The 20,082-nt window shown below is 72.7% G+C and carries 21 protein-coding genes; 13 read left to right on the plus strand and 8 right to left on the minus strand.

Annotated elements, in window-relative coordinates; translation table 11 throughout:
- Nucleotides 1-40: 40 nt before the first annotated feature.
- Complete coding sequence (locus tag BN6_RS26495; protein ID WP_015102853.1) at nucleotides 41-940, minus strand: aldo/keto reductase; 900 nt, start codon at nucleotides 938-940, stop codon at nucleotides 41-43.
- A 93-nt stretch (nucleotides 941-1,033) separates the two neighbouring features.
- A complete protein-coding gene (locus BN6_RS26500) occupies nucleotides 1,034-1,459 on the minus strand; it encodes a nuclear transport factor 2 family protein (RefSeq protein WP_015102854.1) in 426 nt (141 codons plus the stop codon).
- Nucleotides 1,460-1,808: 349 nt separating this feature from the next.
- Here BN6_RS26500 and BN6_RS26505 point away from each other — a divergent pair, with 349 nt between their 5' ends.
- The 12 genes from BN6_RS26505 (at nucleotide 1,809) to BN6_RS26560 (ending at nucleotide 14,327) form a co-directional block, all read left to right on the plus strand.
- Nucleotides 1,809-3,566 carry an acetyl/propionyl/methylcrotonyl-CoA carboxylase subunit alpha gene (locus BN6_RS26505; RefSeq protein WP_015102855.1) on the plus strand — a complete coding sequence of 586 codons (1,758 nt, stop codon included), beginning with the start codon at nucleotides 1,809-1,811 and terminating at the stop codon, nucleotides 3,564-3,566.
- Between the two features lie 32 nt (nucleotides 3,567-3,598).
- Nucleotides 3,599-3,928 carry a TcmI family type II polyketide cyclase gene (locus tag BN6_RS26510; protein WP_015102856.1) on the plus strand — a complete coding sequence of 110 codons (330 nt, stop codon included), beginning with the start codon at nucleotides 3,599-3,601 and terminating at the stop codon, nucleotides 3,926-3,928.
- Nucleotides 3,925-5,196: a beta-ketoacyl-[acyl-carrier-protein] synthase family protein gene (locus BN6_RS26515; RefSeq protein ID WP_015102857.1), complete on the plus strand. Its 1,272-nt coding sequence runs from the start codon at nucleotides 3,925-3,927 to the stop codon at nucleotides 5,194-5,196. Before BN6_RS26510 ends, BN6_RS26515 begins: the two co-directional genes overlap by 4 nt.
- Nucleotides 5,193-6,404, plus strand: coding sequence for a ketosynthase chain-length factor (locus tag BN6_RS26520; protein ID WP_015102858.1), 1,212 nt, complete (start codon nucleotides 5,193-5,195; stop codon nucleotides 6,402-6,404). Before BN6_RS26515 ends, BN6_RS26520 begins: the two co-directional genes overlap by 4 nt.
- A 33-nt stretch (nucleotides 6,405-6,437) precedes the next feature.
- Nucleotides 6,438-6,695 carry an acyl carrier protein gene (locus BN6_RS26525; protein ID WP_015102859.1) on the plus strand — a complete coding sequence of 86 codons (258 nt, stop codon included), beginning with the start codon at nucleotides 6,438-6,440 and terminating at the stop codon, nucleotides 6,693-6,695.
- A 14-nt stretch (nucleotides 6,696-6,709) separates the two neighbouring features.
- On the plus strand, nucleotides 6,710-7,489 hold the full coding sequence (fabG, locus tag BN6_RS26530; protein WP_015102860.1) for a 3-oxoacyl-ACP reductase FabG: 780 nt from the start codon (nucleotides 6,710-6,712) through the stop codon (nucleotides 7,487-7,489).
- A gap of 25 nt (nucleotides 7,490-7,514) precedes the next feature.
- Entirely contained in the window at nucleotides 7,515-8,471 is a 957-nt protein-coding gene (locus tag BN6_RS26535) for an aromatase/cyclase (protein ID WP_015102861.1), read from the plus strand.
- The gene (locus tag BN6_RS26540; protein WP_015102862.1) at nucleotides 8,468-9,937 is read left to right on the plus strand and encodes an FAD-dependent monooxygenase; all 1,470 of its coding nucleotides are present in this window, start codon (nucleotides 8,468-8,470) and stop codon (nucleotides 9,935-9,937) included. Before BN6_RS26535 ends, BN6_RS26540 begins: the two co-directional genes overlap by 4 nt.
- Complete coding sequence (locus tag BN6_RS26545; RefSeq protein WP_015102863.1) at nucleotides 9,937-11,403, plus strand: FAD-dependent monooxygenase; 1,467 nt, start codon at nucleotides 9,937-9,939, stop codon at nucleotides 11,401-11,403. Before BN6_RS26540 ends, BN6_RS26545 begins: the two co-directional genes overlap by 1 nt.
- A 94-nt stretch (nucleotides 11,404-11,497) precedes the next feature.
- Complete coding sequence (locus BN6_RS26550; protein WP_041314128.1) at nucleotides 11,498-13,039, plus strand: acyl-CoA carboxylase subunit beta; 1,542 nt, start codon at nucleotides 11,498-11,500, stop codon at nucleotides 13,037-13,039.
- Nucleotides 13,040-13,121: 82 nt separating this feature from the next.
- Nucleotides 13,122-13,310 carry an acyl-CoA carboxylase epsilon subunit gene (locus BN6_RS26555; protein WP_051075746.1) on the plus strand — a complete coding sequence of 63 codons (189 nt, stop codon included), beginning with the start codon at nucleotides 13,122-13,124 and terminating at the stop codon, nucleotides 13,308-13,310.
- 369 nt (nucleotides 13,311-13,679) lie between these two features.
- Complete coding sequence (locus BN6_RS26560) at nucleotides 13,680-14,327, plus strand: response regulator transcription factor (RefSeq protein WP_231904752.1); 648 nt, start codon at nucleotides 13,680-13,682, stop codon at nucleotides 14,325-14,327.
- Between the two features lie 329 nt (nucleotides 14,328-14,656).
- On the opposite strand, the gene BN6_RS26565 is transcribed toward BN6_RS26560, so the two are convergent.
- From BN6_RS26565 to BN6_RS26585, 5 genes are all read right to left on the minus strand, one after another.
- Nucleotides 14,657-14,884, minus strand: a complete 228-nt coding sequence (locus BN6_RS26565) for a hypothetical protein (protein WP_015102868.1) — start codon at nucleotides 14,882-14,884, stop codon at nucleotides 14,657-14,659.
- 565 nt (nucleotides 14,885-15,449) lie between these two features.
- Complete coding sequence (locus BN6_RS26570) at nucleotides 15,450-15,647, minus strand: hypothetical protein (protein ID WP_041314132.1); 198 nt, start codon at nucleotides 15,645-15,647, stop codon at nucleotides 15,450-15,452.
- The gene (locus BN6_RS26575) at nucleotides 15,644-15,907 is read right to left on the minus strand and encodes a hypothetical protein (protein WP_015102871.1); all 264 of its coding nucleotides are present in this window, start codon (nucleotides 15,905-15,907) and stop codon (nucleotides 15,644-15,646) included. The genes BN6_RS26570 and BN6_RS26575 overlap by 4 nt, the downstream gene beginning before the upstream one ends.
- Complete coding sequence (locus BN6_RS26580; RefSeq protein WP_148303021.1) at nucleotides 15,908-16,219, minus strand: hypothetical protein; 312 nt, start codon at nucleotides 16,217-16,219, stop codon at nucleotides 15,908-15,910. It lies immediately after the preceding gene.
- Between the two features lie 403 nt (nucleotides 16,220-16,622).
- The gene (locus BN6_RS26585) at nucleotides 16,623-17,528 is read right to left on the minus strand and encodes an SMP-30/gluconolactonase/LRE family protein (protein WP_015102873.1); all 906 of its coding nucleotides are present in this window, start codon (nucleotides 17,526-17,528) and stop codon (nucleotides 16,623-16,625) included.
- A 178-nt stretch (nucleotides 17,529-17,706) separates the two neighbouring features.
- Here BN6_RS26585 and BN6_RS26590 point away from each other — a divergent pair, with 178 nt between their 5' ends.
- Nucleotides 17,707-18,234 (plus strand): site-specific integrase, encoded by a 528-nt coding sequence (locus tag BN6_RS26590; RefSeq protein ID WP_051075747.1) that lies wholly within the window; start codon nucleotides 17,707-17,709, stop codon nucleotides 18,232-18,234.
- A gap of 88 nt (nucleotides 18,235-18,322) precedes the next feature.
- Here the strand turns inward: BN6_RS26590 and BN6_RS26595 are convergent, their stop codons facing one another.
- Nucleotides 18,323-19,759: an MFS transporter gene (locus BN6_RS26595; RefSeq protein WP_015102875.1), complete on the minus strand. Its 1,437-nt coding sequence runs from the start codon at nucleotides 19,757-19,759 to the stop codon at nucleotides 18,323-18,325.
- Nucleotides 19,760-20,082 lie beyond the last annotated feature (323 nt).

The raw sequence follows: 20,082 nt of genomic DNA on the forward strand, positions 1-20,082 counted from the left end.
CCGGCCGACGGCAGGCGGTTCGCCGGGCGCAGCCGGGCGGTCAGGCCGAGGCGCTGTCCAATCGGGACAGTTCCGCCGCAGTCAGCTCGACCTCCAGCGCCGCCACGTTCTCCGCCAGGTGCGCCACCTTCGTGGTCCCCGGGATCGGCACGACCGCCACGCCCCACTTCACGGCCTGCTGCCGCACCCACGCCAGGGCCACCTGGCCCGGCCGGGCGCCGTGGTCGCGGGCGACGTCGGCCACCGCGTCCAGCAGTTCCCGCGCGGCCGGCGCGGCCCCCGGCGCGTGCGCGCGGCGCGCGGTCGGGTCGAGGAAGTTCAGCTGGCCGGCGCCCTGCGGGCAGTACGGCACCACGCCGATCCCCAGTTCGGCGCAGACCGGGACGACCTCCTCCACCTGCCTGGCGACCAGCGACCACTCCGACTGCAACGCCGCGATCGGGTGCACCGACGAGGCCCGTCGCAGGTCGTCGGCGGTGGCGTTGGACAGGCCGAGGTGGCGGACCTTGCCCGCCGCGACCAGTTCCGCCATCGCGCCCGCGGTCTCCTCCACGGGCACCCGCGGATCGCGGTCGTGCAGGTAGTACAGGTCGATCACCTCCACGCCCAGCCGGCGCAGGCTGGCGTCGCAGGCGGCGCGGACGTAGCCGGCGTCGCCGCGCGTGGTCATGCCGTCGGCGGTGCGGACGACGCCGAACTTGGTGCACACGACCGCCTCGTCCCGGCGGTGGCGCAAGGCCGCGCCCACCAGCTCCTCGTTCGCGCCCGCCCCGTACAGGTCCGCCGTGTCCAGGAACGTGACGCCGAGGTCCAGCGCCCGGTTGATCACGGCGGCCGCGTCCGGGGTGCGCGCGCTCAGGCGCATGCAACCCAGTCCCTGCGCGGGCGCGGTCAACCCGGTGGTGCCCAGCGCGGCGGTGCCCAGCGGAGTCGGACGCATGACGCCTTTCCGGCGGCCGACAGGGGAGGATCGGCGATCCGCTCGACCCCGCCGCAGCCTGTGGTGCGGGAACCACTGTCCCACAACGGGAACTCAGGCGGGGTGCGGCGACCCGGTCGACCAGATCAGGTGGAACGACAGCCTGCGCAGCCGCCACCCGTGCGCGGTGCGCGACGCGAGACCCTCGGCGCGGGTGCCGGTGGTGAACAGGGAGCCACCCGGGAGGACCTGGGTCGAGACCAGGTTGGCCCGCAGCCTCGCCCGGTCACCGTACAGGTCGACCGCGGCGGGCGAGTTCAGGTGCTGGGTCCGGGCGAACTTGGCCAACGCGGTCCGGTGGAAGGCGGCCAGGCCCGGGACGCCCTCGTGGCGTCCCACCGGGAACTCGACCACCGCGTCCTCGGTGAACAGCGACCGCGCCCACGCCTCGTCCAGCGAACCCGCGTCCAGGTCGAGCAGGTAGCGGTCGAGCAGCGCGCCCACGTCGGCACGGGACGGCAGGTCGGACTCGGCTGTCATGGCGCACTCCCCCACAGCGGTCGGATCGGACCAGCGTCCGAGCAGGACCCGGCCCGGGGCAACCCGATCGACCGGATTTGTGGAAGAACTGACACGAGATCGCGGTGATTTGGCGTATCGCGGTGGCGCCCGGCAGGGCAGCGGACACTTCTCTGACCTGCCTCGCACCTGCGCGCTGCGTCCGTGCGGCGACCTGCGAGAAACTGACGCAAGTCTGAAACCGGTCGTCTTGAACGGTTCCCGGCGGCGCGCACATGATGACAGGGCACCAGGCGACGGGATTCCGGCCGGTGCCGTTGTCGCAGAACTCCCACTCGTCGCAGTCCGCTGAACGAACCAGGAGACCACGTTGCGCAAGGTGCTGATCGCCAATCGCGGCGAGATCGCCGTCCGGATCGCCCGCGCCTGCACCGACGCGGGCCTGCTCGGTGTCGCCGTCTACGCGGAACCCGACCGCGACGCGCCGCACGTCCGGGTCGCCGACGAGGCCTACGCGCTGGACGGCGACGTGCCGGGCACGACCTACCTCGACGCGGCCAAGCTGCTCGACGTCGCCGTCCGCGCCGGCGCGGACGCCGTGCACCCCGGCTACGGCTTCCTGTCCGAGAGCGCCGAGTTCGCCGAGGCGGTACTCGCCGCCGGCCTGACCTGGATCGGCCCGCCACCGCACGCGATCCGCGCGCTGGGCGACAAGGTGACCGCGCGGCACATCGCCCGCCGGGTCGGCGCTCCCCTGGTCGCCGGGACGGCGCACCCGATCAGCGGCCCGGACGAGGCGGTCGCGTTCGCGCGGGAGCACGGGCTGCCGATCGCGATCAAGGCCGCGTTCGGCGGCGGTGGGCGCGGCCTCAAGGTGGTCCGCTCCCTCGCCGAGGTCGCCGACCTGTACCAGTCGGCCGTGCGCGAGGCGATCGCGGCGTTCGGGCGCGGCGAGTGCTTCGTGGAGCGCTACCTCGACCGGACCCGGCACGTGGAGACGCAGTGCCTGGCCGACAGCCACGGCGCCGTGGTCGTGGTGTCCACACGCGACTGCTCGTTGCAGCGCCGGCACCAGAAGCTGGTCGAGGAGGCGCCCGCGCCGTGGCTGTCCGCGGAGCAGGACGAGCGCATCCGCGCCGCGTCCAAGGCGATCCTCGCCGAAGCCGGCTACGTCGGGGCCGGCACCTGCGAGTTCCTGGTGGCCGAGGACGGGTCCATCTCCTTCCTGGAGGTCAACACCCGGTTGCAGGTCGAGCACCCGGTCACCGAGGAGGTCACCGGCATCGACCTGGTGGGCGAGCAGTTCCGGATCGCGGCGGGTGAACCGCTCGGCTACTCCGACCCGGTCGTCCGGGGCCACTCGATCGAGTTCCGGATCAACTGCGAGGACCCGGGCCGCGGCTTCCTGCCCGTGCCCGGCGCGGTGACCGGCTTCCGGCCGCCCTCCGGTCCCGGCGTCCGGCTGGACGCCGGTGTCGAAGCCGGCACGGTGATCGGCCCGGCGTGGGACTCGCTGATGGCCAAGCTCGTCGTCACCGGGGCCGACCGCGCCCAGGCGCTGCGCCGGGCGGCCCGCGCCCTGGCCGAGTTCGAAGTGGACGGCGTGCCGACGACGTTGCCGTTCCACCGCGCCGTCGTGACCGACCCGGCGTTCGCCGGCGAGCGATTCGCGGTGCACACCCGGTGGATCGAGACCGAGTTCGACAACACCATCGCGCCCGCCCCGGACACCCGGGACGGGACGGCGGACGGGAGCGCCGAGGGCGCGGGCCGGGAGCGGATCGTCGTCGAGGTCGACGGCAAGCGGGTGGAGGTGTGCCTGCCGGCCGGGCCGGCGGCGTCCGCGCGCCCGACCGGCACCCGCCCGCGCGGCCCGCAACCCAGGCGGGGCAGGGACAAGCGCGCGGAGTCCGGCGACGCGGTCATCGCGCCGATGCAGGGAACGATCGTCAAGGTCGCGGTGCAGGACGGCCAGGAGGTGGCGCAAGGGGAGCTGCTCGTCGTCATCGAGGCGATGAAGATGGAGCAGGCGCTCAAGGCCCACAAGTCCGGCGCGGTCCTCGGCCTCACCGCGCAGGTGGGCCAGAACGTGCGCGGCGGCACCGCGCTCTGCGAGATCAAGGGCTGACGACAGCCGCTTTCCGGAGGGAAGGATCACCGATGTTCAGCACGTTGATCGTCGCGCGGATGGACCCGGGTTCGAGCCCGGACGTCGCGGAGTTGTTCGCCCACTTCGACACCACGGAGATGCCGCACCTCATGGGCACCCGCCGCCGGCAGCTGTTCTCCTACCGGGGCCTGTACTTCCACCTCCAGGACTTCGAGACCGAGCACGGGCACGAGTCGATCGAGGCGGTCAGGACCGAGCCCCGGTTCGTCCGGATCAGCGACGAGCTCAAGCCGTTCATCGAGGCGTACGACCCCCGGACGTGGCGCTCGCCCGCGGACGCGATGGCGAGCCGCTTCTACCACTGGGAGGCGGCCGAATGAGCGCGCGGCGGGTCGTCATCACCGGGATCGAGGTCCTCGCGCCGGGCGGTGTGGGCGTCAAGGACTTCTGGGCCCTGCTCAGCGAGGGCCGCACCGCCACCAGGCGGATCAGCTTCTTCGACCCCTCCCCGTTCCGGTCCCGGGTGGCGGCCGAGATCGACTTCGACCCGGCCGAGCACGGCCTGGGGGCGCAGGAGGTCCGCCGGATGGACCGGGCGGCCCAGTTCGCCGTCGTCGCCGCGCGCGGCGCGGTCGCCGACAGCGGACTCGCGCTCGACGCGCTCGACCCGCACCGGGTCGGCATCACGGTGGGCAGCGCGGTCGGCGCGACCATGGGCCTCGACCAGGAGTACCGGGTGGTCAGCGACAGCGGCCGGCTGCACCTGGTGGACCAGGAGTACGCGGTGCCGCACCTGCACAACTACCTGGTCCCCAGTTCCTTCGCCGCCGAGGTGGCGTGGGCGGTGGGCGCGCAGGGGCCGACCGCGGTGGTCTCCACCGGCTGCACGTCCGGGATCGACTCGGTGGGCTACGCGGCGGACCTGATCCGGGAGAGCTCGGTCGACGTGGCGGTGGCGGGCTCGTCCGACGCGCCGATCTCGCCGATCACGGTGGCCTGCTTCGACGCGATCAAGGCCACCACGCCCCGGCACGACGACCCGGCCACCGCGTCACGGCCGTTCGACCTGTCGCGCAACGGTTTCGTGCTCGGCGAGGGCTGCGCGATGTTCGTCCTGGAGGAGCTGGAGCACGCCCGCCGGCGCGGCGCGCACGTCTACGCCGAGGTCGCGGGCTACGCCACCCGCAGCAACGCCTACCACATGACCGGGCTGCGGCCGGACGGGCTGGAGATGGCCGAAGCCATCCAGGTCGCGCTCGACGAGGCCCGGCTGGACGGCGACCGGATCGACTACGTCAACGCGCACGGCTCCGGCACCAAGCAGAACGACCGGCACGAGACGGCGGCGTTCAAGCGGAGCCTGGGCGCGCATGCCCACCGCGTGCCGATCAGCTCCATCAAGTCGATGGTCGGCCACTCGCTGGGCGCGATCGGCTCCATCGAGATCGCCGCGTCCGCGCTGGCCATGGAGTACAACGTGGTGCCGCCGACGGCGAACCTGCGCACCCGGGACCCCGAGTGCGACCTGGACTACATCCCGCTCATCGCCCGCGACCACACCACGGACGCGGTGCTCACCGTGGGCAGCGGTTTCGGCGGCTTCCAGAGCGCCATGGTGCTGGCGCGGCCCGACCGGGCGGGGGCATGAGCGCCCCGGTGGTGGTGACCGGCATCGGCGTCGCCGCGCCCAACGGACTGGGCACGGCGGAGTACTGGTCGGCCACCCGCGCCGGGCGCAGCGGCCTGGGCCGGGTCACCCGCTTCGACCCGTCCGGCTACCGGTCGAAGGTCGCGGGCGAGGTGCCCTGGTTCGTCGCCGAGGACCACCTGCCGAGCAGGCTGCTGCCGCAGACCGACCGGATGACCAGGCTGGCGCTGGCGGCGGCGGACTGGGCGCTGGCCGACGCCGGAGTCCGGCCGGCCGAACTGCCCGCGTTCGACATGGGCGTGATCACCGCCAGCTCGTCCGGCGGGTTCGAGTTCGGGCAGGGCGAGCTGCAAGCGTTGTGGGGCAAGGGGAACCAGCACGTCAGCGCCTACCAGTCGTTCGCGTGGTTCTACGCGGTCAACAGCGGTCAGATCTCCATCCGCAACGGCATGAAAGGCCCCAGCGGCGTGGTGGTGAGCGACCAGGCGGGCGGGCTCGACGCGATCGCCCAGGCGCGCCGGCAGATCCGCAAGGGCACTCCCCTGATCGTCTCCGGCGCGGTCGACGCCACCCTGTGCCCGTGGGGCTGGGTGGCGCTGATGGCGTCCGGCGACCTGAGCACCGTCGAGGACCCGGCTCGCGCCTACCTGCCGTTCGACCGCAGGGCCGCCGGGCACGTCCCCGGCGAAGGCGGGGCCATCCTCGTCCTGGAGGACGCCGAGGCGGCGGCGGCACGCGGCGCACGGGTGTACGGCGCGATCACCGGCTACGCGGCGACCTTCGACCCGCGTCCGGGCAGCGGCGGGGAACCCGCGCTGCGCAAGGCGATCGAGCTGGCGCTGGCCGACGCGGGGACCGACCCCGGCGACGTGGACGCGGTGTTCGCCGACGCCGCGGGCGCGCCCGAACTCGACCGGGTCGAGGCCGAGGCGATCTGCGCGGTGTTCGGCCGCGACGGCGTCCCGGTGACCGCGCCGAAGACGATGACCGGCCGGCTCTACTCCGGCGCGGCCCCGCTCGACGTGGCCGCCGCGCTGCTGAGCGCGGTCGACTCGGTGCTGCCGCCGACCGTCGGCGTGCACCCCGTCGCCGGGTACGGGATCGACCTGGTCACCGAGCTCCGACCGACGGCCGTGCGCACCGCCGCGGTGATCGCCCGCGGCCGCGGCGGCTTCAACTCGGTGGTGGTCGTGCGCGCCGCCGACTGACCGACCAAACCTGAGCACGGAGGAAGGAAAGCCATGTCGCACAGCAACTTCACCATCGAAGACCTCAAGCGGATCCTGGTCGCGGGAGCGGGCGCGGACGAGGGCGTCGACCTCGACGGGGACATCCTCGACACCGAGTTCACCGACCTCGGCTACGAGTCCCTGGCCCTGCTGGAGACCTGCGGCCGGATCGAGCGCGAGTTCGACATCACGCTGGACGAGTCGCTCGACGAGGTCACCACACCGCGCACGCTCATCGACCTGGTCCACGCCGAGCTGGCCGCGCGCTGACCCGAGGAGAAACCATGACGCAGCAGCGAGTCGCCCTGGTCACCGGCGCCACCAGCGGGATCGGCCTGGCCACCGCCCGGCTGCTGGCCGTGAACGGCCACCGCGTGTTCATCGGCGCGCGCACCGCCGAAACCGTGGCCACCACGGTCAAGCAGTTCCGGGAGGAGCGGCTGCACGTCGCCGGCGCGGCCGTCGACGTGCGTTCCCCCGACGACGTCCGCGATTTCGTCAAGGCCGCCGTCGACCGCTTCGGCGAGGTCGACGTGCTGGTCAACAACGCGGGCCGCAGCGGCGGCGGCGTGACCGCCGACATCGCCGACGACCTGTGGCTGGACGTGCTCGACACCAACCTCACCAGCGTCTTCCGGCTGACCCGCGAGGTGCTCAACGCCGGCGGGATGCGCGAGAAGGACTGGGGCCGGATCATCAACATCGCCTCGACCGCCGGCAAGCAGGGCGTGGTGCTGGGCGCGCCGTACTCGGCGTCCAAGCACGGCGTCGTCGGCTTCACCAAGGCGCTGGGCAACGAGCTCGCGCCGACCGGGATCACGGTCAACGCGGTGTGCCCCGGCTACGTGGAAACCCCGATGGCGCAACGGGTCCGGCAGGGCTACGCGTCGGCGTACGGAACCACCGAGGAACAGATCATGGCCAAGTTCCAGGCCAAGATCCCGCTCGGCCGGTACAGCACCCCGGACGAGGTGGCAGGACTGGTCGGCTACCTGGCCTCGGACATCGCGGGCTCGATCACCGCGCAGGCGCTCAACGTCTGCGGCGGCCTCGGCAACTTCTGACCCGTCCCGACCCGAAGGAGCAACCATGTCAGCGAACGTGGCAGAACCCGTGCTGCGCGAGGTCGAGCACGAGATCGGGGTCGAGGCTCCGGCGCAGGCCGTCTACCGGTTCATCGCCGAGGTCGAGCACTGGCCGCGGATCTTCCCGCCGACGATCCACGTCGACCACGTGGAGAAGGCCGGGCGGGCCGAGCGCATCCGCATCTGGGCCACCGCCAACGGGGCGGCCAAGAGCTGGACCTCCCGGCGCGTGCTCGACCCGGCCCTGCTGCGGGTGGACTTCCGGCAGGAGGTGTCCACCCCGCCGGTGGCCGCGATGGGCGGCGCGTGGCTCATCGAGCCGGTCGACGGGAACGCCTGTCGGGTGCGGCTGCTGCACGACTACCGCGCCGTGGACGACGACCCGGCCGGCCTGGCGTGGATCGACCAGGCGGTGGACCGCAACTCGCGCTCGGAGCTGGCCGCGCTCAAGGCCAACGTCGAGCTGGCCGACCGTTGCGCGGACCTCACCTTCTCGTTCACCGACACCGTGCTGGTCGACGGCGCGGCCCAGGACGTCTACGACTTCGTCAACGACGCGCACCTGTGGCAGCAGCGGCTGCCGCACGTGGCGCGGGTGGAGTTCACCGAGGACGCCGCCGGCCTCCAGACGCTGGAGATGGAGACCCGCGCGAAGGACGGTTCCACGCACACCACCAAGTCGCACCGGGTCGCCTTCCCACACCGCAAGATCGTCTACAAGCAGGTGACGCTGCCGGCGCTGATGTCGCTGCACACCGGGTACTGGACGTTCGAGGAGCGGGACGGCGCGGTCGAGGCGTCCTCCCAGCACACGGTCACGATCAACACCGACAACATCGCCCGCGTCCTCGGCCCGGACGCCGACGTGGCGGCGGCGCGCGAGTACGTGCGCACCGCGTTGAGCACCAACAGCCGGGCGACCCTGGCGCACGCGAAGGCGTTCGCCGAGAACGCGCGGTGAGCGCACCCGGCCCGGACGCCCCGGTCGCCGTCGTCGGGGCCGGTCCGGTGGGGCTGATGCTCGCCGGCGAGCTGCGCCTGGGCGGCGCGGAGGTCGTCGTGCTGGAGCGGCGCGAGACCCCGACGACCGAGTCCCGGGCGTCCACGCTGCACGCCCGCACCATGGAGATCCTCGACAGCCGAGGGCTGCTGGAGCGGCTGGGCGAGCCGCCGAACCAGCCGCGCGGGCACTTCGGCGGCATCCCACTGGACCTGACCACGCCCGGCCGCCACTGCGGGCAGTGGAAGGTTCCGCAGACCACGACCGAGCGGCTGCTGGCCGAGTGGGCGACCGGGTTGGGTGCCGAGGTCCGGCGCGGCTGGACGGTGCGGGACGTCGTGGACGACGGCGACGGCGTGCTGGTCGTCGGCGAGTCGGGGCGGCGGCTGCGGGCCGGGTACGTCGTCGCCTGCGACGGCCAGCACAGCACCGTCCGAAAGGTGGTCCGGGCGGCCTTCCCGGGCCTGCCCGGGACGCGCCGGCTGGTCCGCGCGGACGTCGCGGGCGTCGACGTCCCGGACCGCCGGTTCCAGCGGCTCGACGCGGGCCTGGCGATCGCGGCCCGCGCCGGGAACGGCGTCACCCGGGTCATGGCGCACGAGTTCGGCTCCGCTCCCGCCGCGGCGCCCGACTTCGCCCAGGTCGTCGCGCTGTGGCGGCGGATCACCGGCGAGGACATCAGCGGCGGCGAACCGCTGTGGATCAACTCGTTCGACGACGCCAACCGCCAGCTGGAGCGGTACCGGCACGGCCGCGTGCTGTTCGCGGGCGACGCCGCCCACGTCCAACTGCCCGCCGGCGGGCAGGCGCTCAACCTCGGCCTGCACGACGCGGTGAACCTCGGTTGGAAGCTTGCCGCCGTCGTGCGCGGCCACGCACCGGACGGGCTGCTGGACACCTACCACGATGAACGCCACGCCGTCGGCCGCCGCGTGCTGGCCAACATCCGGGCGCAGGCGCTGCTGCTGCTCGGCGACCGCTCGGTGGAGCCGGTGCGCGCCCTGCTCGCCGAGCTGATCGCGACCGAACCGGTGCGCGCCCTGCTCGCCGGGATGATCAGCGGCGTCGACGTCCACTACCCGCCCGGCGGGACCGGCGGGTCCCCGCCGGCGGGCGGGTACCTGCCGGAACTGGCCCTGACCACGGCGACCGGCACGACCACGACGACCGCCCTGCTGCGCACCGGGCGCGGGCTGCTGCTGGACCTCACCGACGGGGGTCGCCTGCGCGACGCGGCGGCCCCGTGGGCCGACCGCGTCACCGCCGTGGCCGGACGCCCGGACCCCGCACCCGGCGCGGCCGGCCTGCTGGTCCGCCCGGACGGCCACGTCGCCTGGGCCGGTGCCGACCCGGACGGCGCGCGGGCCGCGCTCGGCCGCTGGTTCGGGACCGGCCGACCACCGCACCAACCTCGAGAGGGAGACTGATGGACGCCGATGTGATCGTCGTGGGAGCCGGACCGACCGGCCTGATGCTCGCGGGCGAGCTCGGGCTGGCCGGCGTCCGCGTCGTCGTGGTCGAACGCCTGGCCGAACCGACCGGCCAGTCACGCGGCCTCGGGTTCACCGCCCGCGCCGTGGAGACCTTCGACCAGCGCGGCATCCTGCCGCTGTTCGGCGACCTCGAAACCAGCCCGATCGGCCACTTCGGCGGGGTGCAGTTCGACTACACCGTGCTGGACGACTGCCACTTCGGCGCGCGCGGCATCCCGCAGTCGCGGACCGAGGCCGTGCTGGAGGAGTGGGCGGGCAAGATGGGCGCGCAGGTGCGGCGCGGCTGGGACCTGCTGGACGTGGCCGACCACGGCGACGCGGTGACCGCCACCGTCGCCGCCCCGGAGGGGAGCAGGACCCTCCGCGCCGGCTACCTCGTCGGCTGCGACGGCGGCCACAGCGCGGTGCGCGAGCTGGCCGGGTTCGACTTCCCGGGCACCCCCGCCACCCGGGGCATGTACCTCGCCGACGTCGTGGGCTGCGACCTGCGCCCGCGCTTCCTGGGCGAGCGGCTGCCCAACGGCATGGTGATGGCCGCACCGCTCGCGCCCGGCGTGGACCGGATCATCGTCTGCGAGCACGGCACCCCGCCCGCCGACCGCACCGACCAGGTCGACTTCGCCGAGGTCGCCGACGCGTGGCGGCGGATCACCGGCGAGCCCCTGGCCGGCGGCCGGGCGGACTGGGTCAGCTCGTTCACCGACGCCACCCGCCAGGTCACCGAGTACCGGCGCGGGCGGGTCCTGCTGGCGGGCGACGCCGCCCACATTCATCTGCCCGCCGGCGGGCAGGGCCTGAGCACCGGCGTGCAGGACGCGGTCAACCTCGGCTGGAAGCTCGCCGCCGTCGTGCGCGGCCACGCACCGGACGGGCTGCTGGACACCTACCACGACGAACGCCACCCCGTCGGCGCGCGGCTGCTGATGAACACCCGCGCCCAGGGCCTGGTGTTCCTCGGCGGGGAGGAAGCCGACCCGCTGCGCGAGCTGATGACCGAGCTGATCGCGCTCGACAGCACCAAGCGGCACCTCGCCGGGATCGTCAGCGGCGTGGACATCCGCTACGACGTGGGGTGCGACCACGCGCTGGCCGGGCTGCGCGTCCCGCCGCGCGCGCTGCGCGGCGCCACCGGCGAGACCACCACGACCGACCTGCTGCACGCCGGCACCGGTGTGCTGCTCGACCTGGACGACAACGCGGCCGTCCGGGCCGCCACCGAGGGCTGGGGCGACCGGGTGCGCACGGTCACCGCGACCCCGGTGTCGCCGTCCGCGCCACCGGCCACCGCCATCCTCATCCGGCCGGACGGCTACGTCGCCTGGGCCGGCGAGGACGTGGACGGCCTGGACACCGCGCTGCGCCGGTGGTTCGGCGCACCCGCCGCGGCCACGCCGCGATGACGACGGCGAACCCCGCGCCCGGCCGCGCGAGGTTCGCCCGTCCCGCCCGGACGCCGCCGCGGACCGGGCCGCCGACCAGCGAAGGGAGCAGTGCGTGAACCGCCTGGACCAGCTCAGGGAGCTGAAGAAGCAGATCGAGGACGGCCCCGACCCGCAGGCCACCGAGCGCCAGCACGCCAAGGGCAAGCGAACCGCACGCGAGCGGATCGCGCTGCTGCTGGACAAGGGGTCCTTCACCGAGGTGGAGCCGCTGCGCCGGCACCGCGCCACCGGGTTCGGCATGGAGGACAAGCGCCCGCACACCGACGGCGTGGTCACCGGCTGGGGCACGGTGCACGGGCGGACGGTGTTCGTCTACGCGCACGACTTCCGGATCTTCGGCGGCTCGCTCGGCGAGGCCCACGCGCAGAAGATCCACAAGCTGATGGACCTGGCCATCGCCACGGGCGCCCCGCTGATCTCGCTCAACGACGGCGCGGGCGCGCGCATCCAGGAGGGCGTCGCCGCGCTGGCGGGCTACGGCGGCATCTTCCAGCGCAACACCAGGGCGTCCGGGGTGATCCCGCAGATCAGCGTCATGCTCGGGCCGTGCGCGGGCGGTGCGGCGTACTCCCCAGCGCTCACCGACTTCGTGTTCATGGTCCGCGACACCGCGCAGATGTTCATCACCGGCCCCGACGTGGTGACGGCGGTGACCGGCGAGGACGTGACCCAGGACGGGCTCGGCGGCGCGGACGTGCACGGCGAGGTCTCCGGTGTCGCGCACTTCGTCCACGACGACGAGGAGACCTGCCTGGAGGACGTGCGGTTCCTGCTGTCGTTGCTGCCGGCCAACAACCGGGAGGTCCCGCCGGTCGAGCACACCGACGACCCGGCCGACCGGCTGTGCCCCGCGCTGGCGGGTCTGGTGCCCGACGACGGCAGCAGGCCCTACGACATCCGGTCGGTGATCGAGGAGGTCAGCGACGACGGGCACTTCCTGGAGGTGCACGAGCGGTGGGCGACCAACATCGTCGTCGCGCTGGGCAGGCTGGCCGGCCGGGTCGTCGGGTTCGTCGCCAACCAGCCGCAGTCGCTCGCCGGCGTGCTCGACATCCGGGCCAGCGAGAAGGCGGCGCGGTTCGTCCAGTTCTGCGACGCGTTCAACATCCCGCTGGTCACCCTGCTGGACGTGCCCGGCTTCCTGCCCGGCGTCGACCAGGAGCACGGCGGCATCATCCGGCACGGCGCGAAGCTCCTGTACGCCTACTGCAACGCCACGGTGCCCCGGATCTCGCTGGTGCTGCGCAAGGCGTACGGCGGCGCGTACATCGTGATGGACTCCCGCAGCGTCGGCGCCGACCTCGCCTACGCCTGGCCGGGCAACGAGATCGCGGTGATGGGCGCGGAAGGGGCGGCCAACGTCGTCTTCCGCCGGCAGATCGCCGCGGCCGACGACCCGGAGGCGATGCGCGCCCAGCTGGTCCGGCAGTACAAAGACGAACTGGTGCACCCCTACTACGCCGCCGAGCGCGGACTGGTCGACGACGTCGTCGACCCCGCCGAGACCAGGAGCGTGCTGGCCTCGGCCCTGCGGGTGTTGCAGAGCAAGCACGCCGACCTGCCCAGCCGCAAGCACGGCAACCCGCCGCAATGACCGCCCGCAACGGGTAGCAGTCGAAGTGCAAGGTGCATTCGTGGAGTTGCGATGCGTTGCCGACCGAATACCGGAGGTTCTGGTGGAGAAGCTGGTCCGAGTCCTCGGCGGCTCGCTCGTCGACGACGAACTCGCCGCGCTCACCGCAGTGCTGCTGGCCCGCACCTCACCGAACGTGGCGACCGCGCCGGTTCCCGATCACATCCCGTGTGCGCACTGGTGCCGCGCGGAACGCGTTACGGCCTACCGCAGCCCGTCGAGTTGGCAATAGTGCGGATTCCTCGCAGCCACAAAAGCGCTGGTCACACCAATGATCCACTGGTGGCGGGCAATTGCGACAATTGTCACCCCCGGTGCAGCCATGGTAACTTCGCGATCACCGTCATGACACCGGAAAAAATCATGAATGCGGTTCACACTCTTGAGCGCGCCGGGGGGTGCCTCCTTTCACCCGCAAACGGAGACTGGAGCATACCGAATACGGAGGGTGAGGTGCCCGACTACATCCGGAAGGTGCGCAGCCGTCTGGTCACGGTGGAAATCCATCCCTGGGGGGAACGTGGTAGGGCAACAAGCCGGTGAGTTAGTCAGCACATGGGAGCCCGCGCCCGGCGGGCGGAACGGCTCGGCCACGTGGCACGTGCTCGTGGTCGAGAGCAACGTCAGCGACAAGGAGAACTTGGTCACCTGGCTGCGCAGGCAGGGCCACGACGTCTACAGCGCGGAGACCGGCACCGAGGCCATCCGCGTCCACGACAGCGCCGACCTGGTCCTGCTCGACCTGGAGCTGCCGGACCTGGACGGCATCGAGGTGTGCCGGGCGATCCGGGCGAAGTGCGACGTGCCGCTGATCGCCGTCACGGCGCGACGAGCCGAGCTGGACTGCGTGCTGGGCCTGCAGTCCGGCGCAGACGACTACCTGGTCAAACCGTACGGGTTTCGCGAACTCATGGCCCGCATCGACGCCGTGATGCGCCGCGCCCGGCCACGGGCCGCACCCGCGCCCACCGTGTCCCGCGGCTCATTGCGAATCGACGCGAAGCTCCGGGAAGTGATACTCGCCGGCAGGCGAATCGAACTGACCCGGAAAGAATTCGATTTGCTCTACCTGCTGGCGTCCCACTCCGAGACGGTCGTACCGCGCAGCGCGATCATGAAACAGGTCTGGGGAGACTCCTGGTCCCGCCGCACCGTCGACACCCACGTCAGCAGCCTGCGCAACAAGCTCGGCTCCGGGCAGTGGATCGTCACCGTTCGCGGTGTCGGTTTCCGCCTCGGCGAGGGCTGACCCCCGACGAGGGCCGCCCGCCACCGAAGCCGGCCGGCCCCGCTCCACACGGGCAGTCATCCACATCCCGGCGCAGGGGGGAGCTCCGGAGTGGAACACCCACACTGGCACACGAGGTGACAACGCCGTCATAGCCCGGCTTCGCCCCACGCGCGGTGACGTCCAGACACGTCACCACGCTCCAAGGCGGAGCCGGGACGTGCCCGCCGCCCACGGCCGCACGCACACCGGTTCTGCCGCGATCGGCCTGACAACCACCGCTCTGTCCCGCGTGGACAGAGCGCGCAGGGCGGGCAGCCGCAGCAGAAGCCGCCCCAACTCCGCAGGCGTCAGCGCGGGCAGCTTCCGTCGCAGCAGGACCGACGCAGCAGGACCGACTCGGCATCCGGTACTGGACAACGGCAGATCACCAGAGCCAGTCCCGCCTGGGCGTGATTGCACACCGCGGTGAAAATCTCCGCGAACCCGGGATCGAGGGACTCACCGGCAGCGGTGAGGTTCTGCTCGAAGTCGTCGAACTGCACGACCGGCCGCAGCCGCGCCGGCGCGGTCAGCACCAGTAACAGGGTGCGGCGGTCAGAGTGGACTCAGCAGACATCGGTGGCGGCCGCGTGTGGTCCGCAGGCGACGATGTCCCTGCCAACGGATGACAGCGACCGTCCAACCTCTGCCGGCCCTTCGGAGGTGTGCGTCCAGCGAGATGATCCGGCCGTCCGGGTCGGCGGTGTAGTCGGGCTCATCGGCCGGCCGGTCGCAACCCGGGGGTGCGTCGGTGTCCTTCCGCCTGCCCAACACCGCTTTCTGCCTGGGCGCCGGGTGCGCGTCCCCACAGCGGCATGGCGAACTTGATCAGGTGCACCACCTGGTAGCTGCCCCCGCCTCCCACGCGGGCTCGTCGGGCCGGCCCAGGCGAACGCGTCGCCGTCGGCCGGGTTCCCCGCGCCCTCCCGGAAGTCGAACAGGGTGGTCGTGGCGGGCTTCCCGGCGGCGTCAGGACGGTTGTCCGGGCGGAAGCCGGGCATTCGCCAGCGGGTTCGCAGGCCCGGCACGGCCGCTGCCTCGTCGGCCGGCGGTGGCGCAGGCCGAACCGGTCGCCGAACAGCGACGCGCCGACCGAGACCGTCACGCCGCCGATCCGACCAGCCGGTCCAGGGCCGGGTGCAAGCCGGCACGGTCGGCGATGACGTCCAGTGCGAGCGGCTCCCGAACGGGACGAGCAGAGCCGGGGTGCGCCGGGAGTGGCGGCGCGTCGCACGCCGCCACCGCCAGACCGAGGCTCCCGGCGAGCACGGCCCGCCGGGAGAGCTTCGCGTCGGTCACGCGTTGTAGACCCGGAACACGACCTGGACCGGCAGCTCCTCGTCCTGCTGCCGGACCCCGATCACCAGCCTCAGACCGCCCACGCGCCACCCGAAGTGGTGGCCATAGCCGAAGTCGTCCCACTCCGACTCGACGGCCTCCCCCGCCCCGCCCGGCCGCCACCCCGCGGCGGCGAGCGAACCCGCCACCAGCGCGCCGGACCACCCGTCGGCGTCGTGCGCCGCCGCCGGCACCTGGTCCACGATCTCCGCGTCGCTCATCTACATACCGTTTCCGGGAACGTGGATCACCCGCAGGGTCCCGTTCCCCACCTGGTTCGGGAAGTGGGTGCGGAACAACGACTCGAACGCGTCGGCCGCGGCGCGGTTGGAGACCGCGCAACGCTCCTCGTTGTACCGGAAGTCGGCCGGATCACAGGGCGGGTTCTTGGAGGCCGCGTCGTTGCGGCCCGCCCACTTCGCCTCCACCAGGTAGCCGCCGATGGGCCCGCCGTCGACCTGCGTGCGCCGGTAGTCGAGCGGGTAGACCGCTCGTGGTCCTGGCCGGTGACGTGCTTCCGGTACTTCGCCCACGGCCGGCCCGACTGGCTCACGGGAGTCGGCGCGTCCCGGCCCGACACGGTCGCCGCCGACAAGGCGTAATCCAGTCACGCCAACCGCAGGAAGAAGGCCGCCAGGGCGGACTACCCGTCTTCCACGACACCGTGCTCGACAAAGGACGTAACACGGTCGAACCTGCATCGACAAGATCAAGGCATGGCGCGGGCGACGGCGACCGGCAGGGCGCCGATGGTGGCGGGCTGGTCGGGTGGCGAGGCACAGCGAGGCGGGTGAGGCGCGGCACGGCCAGAGGCTGCGCACGCGGGCAATCCGGCTGCCGGCGAGGCTTCGGACTGGCACCCGGCGGGCGCAGCCCTGAGTCCACTTGGACTGCCAAGGGGGTGGACCGGGTGCGGAGGCGGTGCCCGGTGGGCGGTCAGCGTTGGACGAAGACGATCTCGTACTCGTCGGCGGTCGGTGGGAGGCCGGTCTCGGCGGTGTCGGACTTGGCGTTGACCACGGCCAAGCGGTCGTCGAAGGCGACCGCGGTCGCCGGGAACTGGAAGGCGTCGTGCGTGATGACCTCCTCGACCACGCCGGAGGCCAGGTCGGGGCTCAGCCGGACCCGCGAGACCTGGTTGACCCGGTTCTGCACGACCCACAGCCGCAGGCCCTCCAGCACCAGCCCGTCCGCCTTGGGCACGTCGACGCCCTCGACCATCCGGCTGACGCCCGACACCGGGTCGACGGTGTAGAGCCTGCCGTTCGCCGTGTGGGAGACGATCAACGGCTCGCCGTCCTCGGGCGCGACGATGCCGTTGAGGTTGAACTCGCCGCTGATCTCGGCCGCCGGGCCGGTGATCAGCAGGGTGCGGGCCTGCCCCAGCTGCCCCTCCGGGCTGATCGGCACGAAGTACAGCACGCCCGCCGACGAGTCGCTGAAGTAGGCGCCGTCGCGGTTGACGAACGCCTTGTTGACCACCGTGGCCGCCAGGTCGTCGATCTCGCCGAGCTGGTACGCGGCAACGGTTTCGCCGGTCTCCATGTCGTACACGTACGCCCAGCCCAGGCCACCGCCGACGAACAGCCACCCGTGCCGCAGGTCGGCCCACAGGCCCATCGCGAAGCGGCCCCTCGGCGCCTCGACGAACAGCTCGGCGGTCCCGCGCCTGAGGTCGCCCCGGTAGATGTGGCCGCGGAACAGGTCGCCGTAGTAGAACGTGTCGCCCGCACCCCTGGCGATCCCCTGGGTCGAGGTGACCCCGGGGAGCACGACGACGTCGCTCGCCCCGGCCCGCGGGCCACCCACTGTCGTTTCCTCGGACTCGTTCCGGGGTGCCATCAGATCGCCTCGTTCCGTCGTCCTCGGATCCGCCGACAACAATCTCGCGAACACGACCCGGCGTGGGCAAGGCCCGGGGGTGTGGGCGATGTGCCGCACGAAAGCGCGCACCGAAGCGCGCCTCACCGCACACTTACGGACCTTCACCGCGTGCTGCGGCGCTGCCTACGCTGGATCCATGTCGACCCCCGGCCCGCCGCTCGGTGCGCACACCCGGGCCGCGACGATCGTGATGGAGGCGTCGAACGAGCCCGGCTGGGGCATGTTCGTCTGGCTTGCCGTGACCACCGACGTCCGGGGTGCCGAGTTGTGCGCCCTGCGCTGGGACGACGTCGACTTCGACCTCGGCGCGCTGACCGTCCGGTCCGCGACCGGCCTGCGGCGCGTCCCGCTCGACGCGCAGACGATCACCCTGTTGCGCGCCTACCTCGCCCACTGCGCCGCGCAAGCCGCCATCCTGGGCATCGAGCGGCACCCGGCCGCCTACGTCTTCTCGACCACGCCGGACGGCGGGACCGCGCCGTCGCCCGACGAGTTCGCCGGGCGCTACACCCGGATGTGCGCGGGCCTCGGCTGGGCGGCGGACCTCGACCGGCCGCCGCACTGCCCGACGACCGATCTCGTCGCGGCCGGGGTCGACGTGCGCGTCTTCCTCTGGCGGTTGCAGCGCGGGCTCTCGCGCATCCAGCGGAGGCCGAGGGCGTGACCGGCGGGACGAGCACCGCCGGAAATGCCCCGAGGCTGGGACTTCAAGAGTGGGGACGCCAGGGGTTGGGACCGCGGCAGCCGGGACGTCAGGGGTTGGGGGCGGCAGGCTTCTGGGGTTTCTTGGACGGCGCGACGACCAAGGCGGTCGCCGCGGCTAGGACGGCGACGGCGGCGAACACCGCGTAGGCGTTGGTGAAGCCGCCGATCGACGGCGTGCCGGCGAGTCCCGCGGCGGCGACGGTGGAGCCCACGCCCACGAAGATCGCGGCGCCGGTGGGGTTGAACGTGTAGACGATGCCCGAGACCACCCCGGCCTCGTGCTGGGCGACTCCGGCCAGGGCGGAGGTGGTCGCCGCGACGAAGACCGAAGTCGCGCCCAACGCGAACAGGACGACACCGGGCATGGCCTGGAGCAAGACGTTGCCGTCCGGTGTCAGGCCGATGAGCAGCGCATTGCCCACGGCGACCAGGGCCAGGCCGGCGCACGCCACCACGCGGGTGCCGACGACGCCGACCAGGCGACCGCCCGCCATCGCGCCGACCACGCTGGCCACGGCCGCGGGCAGGAAGAACAGGCCGGCGGACAGCGCGCTGTAGCCGTGCAGGTGTTGCAGGTACTGCGAGGTGACGAAGACGTCCCCACCGGTCACGCCGGCCGCGGTGAGCATCAGGAACGCGCCGGTCGCGACGGGTCGTTGGGCCAGCACCCCCAGGCGCATCAACGGGTTGCGCACAGTGCGCTCGACGACCGTGAACACGCCGTACAGCACGATGGCGGCCACGAAGGCCAGCAGCGTGCCGAGATCGGCCCAGCCGTGGTTGCCGGCGTTGATGACGCCGTAGATGAGCGAGCTGGTGGCGGCGGTGGAGGTGACCGCGCCCAGCACGTCGACGCGCCGGGCCGCTCCCTCCACCCGGCGCTCGGGCACCAGGACCAGGATGGCCACCAGCAGGCCGATGCCGACCGGGATGTTGATGAAGAACACCCAGCGCCAGCCGGGGCCGCTGGTGAGCAGCCCGCCGGCGAGCAGCCCCACGGTGAAGCCGACGCCGCCCAGGGAGGACCACACGCCCAGCGCCTTGTTGCGCTCGGCGCCCTGGAACAGGCCGGTGAGCGTGCGCAGCGCGGCCGGGGACAGCAGCGCGCCCCCGACGCCCTGGAACGCGCGTCCGACGATCAGCATCGTCCCGTCCTGCGCCAAGCCGCTGGTCAGCGAGGCGAGGGTGAACACCGCCAGGCCGGTCAGGAGCATGGTGCGCGCGCCGAAGGTGTCGGCGAGCCGGCCGCCGAGCAGCAGCAGTCCGCCGAGGAACAGCACGTAACCGCTGACCGCCCAGGTGAACTCCACGCGGCTGAGGTCCAGGTCGGCGCGGATGGCGGGCAGGGCCACGTTGATGACGGTGGAGTCCAGCATGAGCATGAACTGCGCCGTGCAGATCGCCGCGAGCGCGGTCCAGCGGCGGGGGTCCGCGGACTGCTGCGGCTTGGCCGCGTCACGCACCGGGTCTCGGGGGTCGCGCATCACCGGGCTCCTGGCTCGAATCTCGGTGGCAGAGCCTCGGACCCGCCGAGGCAGTGCCCTGCATCGAACGACATCGCACTCCGCCGCGGGCCGCACGGCGCGAGGTGCCGTCGGCGGCGGTGGATTCCCTCGCACCGCAACGCCTGGCGTCTGGGCGTGGAGGACCTGTGCGCCGATTCCCCATCGCCGCGCGCGACCGTTCAGGCCGTGTCTTCTCGGCCCGGGACATCACCGCCGATCCCCTGATCGACCGCCTCACCCGGGGAGGCAACCCTACGTTGACAGCCGCCGGCTTGTCAACCTCAGGATGACAAGTCCGGGCC

The sequence above is a fragment of the Saccharothrix espanaensis DSM 44229 genome (assembly GCF_000328705.1).
Lineage (GTDB): Bacteria > Actinomycetota > Actinomycetes > Mycobacteriales > Pseudonocardiaceae > Actinosynnema > Actinosynnema espanaense.